General features: G+C 72.9%; 5 protein-coding genes. 4 read left to right on the top strand and 1 reads right to left on the bottom strand.

Features of this window, described 5'->3' with window-relative positions:
• Positions 1-57 precede the first annotated feature (57 nt).
• From ACFFNX_RS41120 to ACFFNX_RS41110, 3 genes are all read left to right on the top strand, one after another.
• On the top strand, positions 58-2907 hold the full coding sequence (locus ACFFNX_RS41120; RefSeq protein ID WP_378211604.1) for a bifunctional glycosyltransferase/CDP-glycerol:glycerophosphate glycerophosphotransferase: 2850 nt from the start codon (positions 58-60) through the stop codon (positions 2905-2907).
• Positions 2900-4021 carry a glycosyltransferase gene (locus tag ACFFNX_RS41115; RefSeq protein ID WP_378211603.1) on the top strand — a complete coding sequence of 374 codons (1122 nt, stop codon included), beginning with the start codon at positions 2900-2902 and terminating at the stop codon, positions 4019-4021. The genes ACFFNX_RS41120 and ACFFNX_RS41115 overlap by 8 nt, the downstream gene beginning before the upstream one ends.
• Before the next feature lie 228 nt (positions 4022-4249).
• Positions 4250-4642: a PPOX class F420-dependent oxidoreductase gene (locus tag ACFFNX_RS41110; RefSeq protein WP_378211601.1), complete on the top strand. Its 393-nt coding sequence runs from the start codon at positions 4250-4252 to the stop codon at positions 4640-4642.
• Here the strand turns inward: ACFFNX_RS41110 and ACFFNX_RS41105 are convergent.
• Positions 4608-4817, bottom strand: a complete 210-nt coding sequence (locus ACFFNX_RS41105; protein ID WP_378211600.1) for a hypothetical protein — start codon at positions 4815-4817, stop codon at positions 4608-4610. The genes ACFFNX_RS41110 and ACFFNX_RS41105 overlap by 35 nt on opposite strands.
• A gap of 159 nt (positions 4818-4976) precedes the next feature.
• Between ACFFNX_RS41105 and ACFFNX_RS41100 the strand changes: the two genes are divergently transcribed.
• Positions 4977-5363 (top strand): hypothetical protein (locus ACFFNX_RS41100; protein ID WP_378211599.1); only part of this gene is annotated, 387 nt, incomplete at its 3' end.

Here is a 5363-nt window from a genome sequence, read left to right as displayed (position 1 = left end):
TCGCGGCCGTACTACCGAAATAGTAGACATGTCCCCTCACGGTCAGGGCGATGAGCGTTGAGCCTTCCGGTCAGAGAACCCGACGTCACGGTCATCGTGATCGTCTATAACGACGCGGGCCGCCTGGCCCGCGCGGTCCGCTCGGCGCTCGCGCAGTCGCTGGCGGGCGTGGAGGTCGTCATCGTGGACGACGCCAGCACGGACGCGACCCCCCGGGTCGCGGAGCGGCTCGCCGCCGGCCGGCCGGACCGCGTCCGCGTGATCACCCTGCCCGAGAACTCCGGAGGGTGCGGACGCCCTCGCAACGCCGGGATGGAGCAGGCGCGAGGCCGCTATGTGATGTTCCTCGACAGCGATGACACCCTCGATCCGCACGCGTGCCGGAACCTGGTCACCGCCGCCGAGGAGACCGGGGCCGAGCTGGTCTCCGGACGCTGCGTACGCGTGCTGCCGGAGCGCGAGCAGAACTGGTACCCCTCGCTCTACCGGGAGTCGCGCGTCCTGACGAGCGTCCTGGACGAGCCCGACCTGCTCTACGACACCCTCTCGACCAACAAGTGCTACCGGCGCGACTTCCTCGAACGCGAGGGGCTGCTGTTCGTCGACCGCCTGCACTACGAGGACCTGCTGTTCAGCGCGCAGGCCTACGTCGGCGCGCGAAAGATCGCGATCATCCCGCACCGGGTCTACAACTGGCTCGTCGTCCCGCGCGGGGAGACGCCGTCGATCACGCACCGCCGCTCCGAGCTGCGCAACTTCGCCGACCGGCTGGAGATCCACCGGCGGATCGACGCGACCTTCCGGACCCGCGGCGCCGAGAGGCTCTCCCAGCACAAGAACGTCAAGTTCGTCAACCACGATCTGCTGCTCTACCTGCGTGAGCTTCGCAGCCGCGACAAGGAGTACCGCGAGGCCTTCCTCGATCTCGCCCAGGGGTACCTGGCGACGATGGACACCGCGGTGTTCGAGGAGTGCAACCCGATGGCCGCGATCGCCGGCTTCCTGGTCGGGCGGGGCGACCTGCAGGGGGCGATCGCGGCCGCAGACCGCGCGCCGAAGAACGGCGACACCCCCACGCTGTCGATCGCGCCGGTCGAACGCGACGGCCGGATCTACTGGTCCGGGGCCTTCCTCGACACCGCGCCGGCTCGCCGCATCCTCGACGTCACCGACCTGGGCATCCACTCCGCGCCACTCGGGCGGCTCCGGCTCGGCGGCCGGCTGACCGCCGCGCGGACGGAGGGGAGCGAACTCCTGCTCGCGGGCGACTTCGTCAACCCCCTGGGCCGGATCGAGGCCGGAGTGAAGCTCACCGGCAGGCTGGAGATCCGCGACCGCCGCAGGAAGGGCCGCGCGTTCCGCGTTCCGGTGACCCTGCGGCACGAGGGCGACCGCATCGGCTGGCAGGCGAGGTTCGCGCCGGTCCGCCGGATCCGGCCGCTCGGGCTGGTGGACCAGACCTGGGGGCTGTGGCTGTGCGTCGACGCCGGTGAGGAGACCATCGTGGTGCGCCTGACCTCGACCGGCACCGCCCACGAGGGCGTCGAGGTGCCGGTCCGGCCCCGGCTGACGAGGATCGTCGGCGACCGACTGGAGGCCTACGTCGCCGACTCCGGCGAACTGGCGTTCCGCATCGTCGGGCGCCGCCTTCCCGCCCGAGCCGTCCTGCCGCTGATACGTGACGCCGCCCGCACCCGCCCGGGCGTGCGGTTCTGGCGGAGTCTCCTACGCGCCGAGAAGGCGCTTCGCGAGCGGCTCACCGGCCGCCCGACGAAGATCGCCGTGTTCAACCGCGTGCTCGTACGGCTGCCGGTCAAGAAGGGCACCGTCGTCTTCGAGAGCCACCTCGGCGCCCAGTACTCCGACAACCCGAAGTACATCCACCTCGAACTGCGCCGGCGCGGCGCGGCGTACCGCGCGATCTGGTCCTACGACAAGAGCCGGCAGGGCTTCCCCGAGGACGCCGCCCTGGTCAGGCGGGGGTCGTGGGCGTACTACCGCGCGCTGGCCCGCGCCGAGTTCTGGGTCGACAACCAGGGCCTCCCGGCCGGCCTGACCAAGCGCCGCCAGACCACCTACATCCAGACCTGGCACGGCTCGGCGTACAAGCGCATGGGTTTCGACGAGCCGTCCGTCAAGCGGAGCACCCGGGCCGAGCACGTACGCCGGCGCGCCATGGTCGCCCGCTTCGACCACTTCGTCGTGCGGTCCGAGCACGACGTGGAGACCCTGGCCCGGGGCCTCGGCGTCACCGCACCGTTCCTGCGGGCCGGATACCCGCGCAACGATCCGCTCGTGAGCGGCGGCGACCCGGAGGAACTGGCCGAGCTGCGCCGACGCCTGGGCCTCGACGGCGACGCGCGCACCGTCGTGCTGTACGCGCCGACCTTCCGCGCCGACGAGGACGGCCGGCCGGTCGCGCGTTTCGAGCCGCCGTTCGACCTCGAACGCTTCGCCCGCGAGCTCGGCGACTCCCACGTCCTCCTCATCCGCGCGCACTATCTGAGCACGGCGGTGGTGCCGCCCGGCCTGCGCGGCGCCGTCGTCGACGTGAGCGGCGTCCACGACGTGACGCCGCTGCTGCTGCTCGCCGACGCCCTGGTCACCGACTACTCGTCGGTCATGTTCGACTACGCGCTCCGCGACCGTCCGATGATCTTCTACACGCCCGACGGCGGCGACTACGCCGTACGGCGCGGTGCGTACTTCGACCTCGCCGCACACGCGCCGGGGCCGCTGGCCGGCGACGAGGACGGGCTGTTCGCCGCACTGGCCGACCTGGACCGTGTGCACCGGGACCACGCCGCCCGGCGTCGGCGGTTCGCCGAGCGCTTCGGCGAGTACGACACCGGCACCGCGGCCAAGGCCATCGTCGAGCGTTTCTTCACGGGAGGCGGCCGTGCCTGAGCCCCGCGACATCTTCATCGTCTGCGACAACGTCGAGGAGCTCGGCGGTCTCCAGCGGTGGGCACACCACATCGCCCGCCTGTTCGCCGGCCGCGGGCACCGTGTCCACCTCGTCGGTGTCACGCATGCCGACCGGCCCCACGACCACGGTCAGGACCCGCCGTACGCCGTCACCGTCCTGCACGAACGCCGGCCGAGGCCGCGCCGCGGACCGGTCTCCCGGCTCGCCCACCGGGCCACGGTCCGCCGGGGCGCCGCGCGGCTGAGCGCGCTGCTGCGCACCGCCCGGCCGGGCGGCGTCGTCATCGCGGCACAGGTCTGGGCGATGGAATGGGTCGCGCGCGCCGACACCAGGGGTATGCCGGTCATCGGCATGAGCCACGAGTCGTACGCCGCGACGCGGGGGTCGTCGCGGTACCGGCGGGTGAGACGCCACTTCGCCGGGGCCGACCTGCTCCTCGCGCTCACCCAGGCCGACGCGGACGCCTGGGCGTTCGATGACATCTCCAACGCCGCCGCCATGCCCAACCCGCTCCACGTGGAGGCGGCGTCGCCGTCCCCGCGCACCGAGCCGGTGGTCGTACGGCTCGGACGGCTGTCGTTCGAGAAGGGCCAGGACATGCTGCTCGAAGCGTGGGCGGAGGCGTCCCCGCGCCACCCGTCCTGGCGGCTGCGCCTGTACGGGACGGGCCCGGAGGAGGACGCCCTTCGCCGCCGCGCGGCCGAGCTCGGCCTGGACGCGAGCGTGGAGTTCCCCGGCGCGACGTCCGACCTGGAGGGCGCGCTGACCGGCGCGTCGATCTTCGCCCTGTCCTCGCGCGAGGAGGGCTTCCCCATGTCGATCATCGAGGCGATGGCGTACGGGCTGCCCACGGTCGCGTTCGACTGCGCGCCGGGCGTGCGGGAGCTGCTCACCGACGGGAGGGACGGGCTGGTCGTGACGCCCGGCAACGTGCCGGAGTTCGCCGCCGCGCTGGAGCGGCTGATGGGCGACCGGCGTCTCCGCGAGGCCCTGGGAGACGCGGCGCGCGCCTCGGTCCGCAGGTACGCCCCCGACGCGATCCTCGACCGCTGGGAACGGACCTTCACCCTCGTGGACGACCGCGCGGGCTGACCGCGCGGGTGGCGGGAATCCACCCGGCCACCCGGCGGGCGCGACCTGCCCCAGCGGCGGCATGGGCGCCTTCCCGGGAGACCGGCCCGGGCCGAAAGGGGGTCATCCGGCCGCGGCACTTCTGCGACGCGCTCCGCGAGCACTTCGCCCGGCGGACGCCCTGACTCCGGCACCGGCGGATCGGCCGCGCTTGCGCCGGTCCACCCGCCTCGGCCAGAGTGACCGGCCGTGAAGCTCAACGACGATCTGCTCACGCTGCTGCGCCGGCCGAGCACCTGCTACCTCGCCACGACGATGCCGGACGGCTCGCCGCAGGTGACCCAGACCTGGGTCGACACCGACGGCGAGCACGTGCTGATCAACAGCGTCCAGACCCACGTGAAGACCCGGAACATCGAACGCGACCCGCGGGTCGCGGTCGCCGTCGCGGACCCGGACCGGCCGTCGCGCTACTTCCAGATCCGCGGCCGCGTGCTGAAGATCACCACCGAGGGCGCGACCGACCACATCGAGAAGCTCGCCCAGCGGTACCTCGGCACGCCCTACCCCTGGTACGGCGGCCGCGACCAGGTCCGCGTGATCTTCGTCATCGAGCCGGAGGCACTGACCGGGACGGGGTGACCCTCTTGCGCGTGTGACCCCTCGGAAGGAGCAGCCGGAGCGTCGTCCGGGCGTCCCTGCGGCGCCGCGCCGTGGGGGCGGCGACGGAGGTGATGGCGGTGACGGCGACCGTCAGCGCGTAGACCACGCCGGCGGCGCCGCCCGCCGCGTCGACGTGCCGAAGCAGGGTGTGCATCGAAGGCCCTCCTGGGGGACGGGACGTTCGCCCGTCGATGCCTTCTGAATGCCATGTCCGGGAGGTTTCCGGCGATCCGGCATCAGGCGCGACGGCCGCGACTACCCTGGCCGGACGGCGGATTTCCGGATTTCCGGGCGAGACGGGGAGCCGATGGGCGTGAGCGGTGCGGTGGAGCGTTTCTCCGCCGAGCTGCGGTCGCTGCACCGTGCGGCGGGCAGCCCGACGCTCGACCGTCTCGTACGCCACTGCCGCGCCCAGAAACCGCCCGTCACGACCAGCGACGCGACCATCCATGGCTGGCTGACCGGGACGAACGTCCCCTCGGAGCGGTCCGAGCGTGCCTTCTCCCACATCGTGCGGTACCTCCGGCAGGAGGCGGGCGAGCGCGGCGGCGACCCCTCGGCGCACTTCCCCGACGGCTGGAAGAACGCCCTCGTGCGGGCGCGTGAGGAGAAGCGGGCGCACCGCGGCGGCCGGCCCCGCCGGGCGAGGACGACCCGCGCCAGCGGCGGTTCCACGCCGCGGCCGGGACCGATGACCCTG

Origin of the sequence: Actinoallomurus acaciae (assembly GCF_042429965.1) — a bacterium.
Taxonomy (GTDB): domain Bacteria; phylum Actinomycetota; class Actinomycetes; order Streptosporangiales; family Streptosporangiaceae; genus Actinoallomurus; species Actinoallomurus acaciae.
The sequence above is the reverse complement of the archived record's forward strand: the minus strand, read 5'-3'. Positions and strand labels throughout refer to the sequence as shown.

Coding starts and splice junctions, on each gene's coding strand:
- ACFFNX_RS41105 (WP_378211600.1), bottom strand. CDS start 4,817: ATGCACACCCTGCTTCGGCACGTCGACGCGGCGGGCGGCGCCGCCGGC.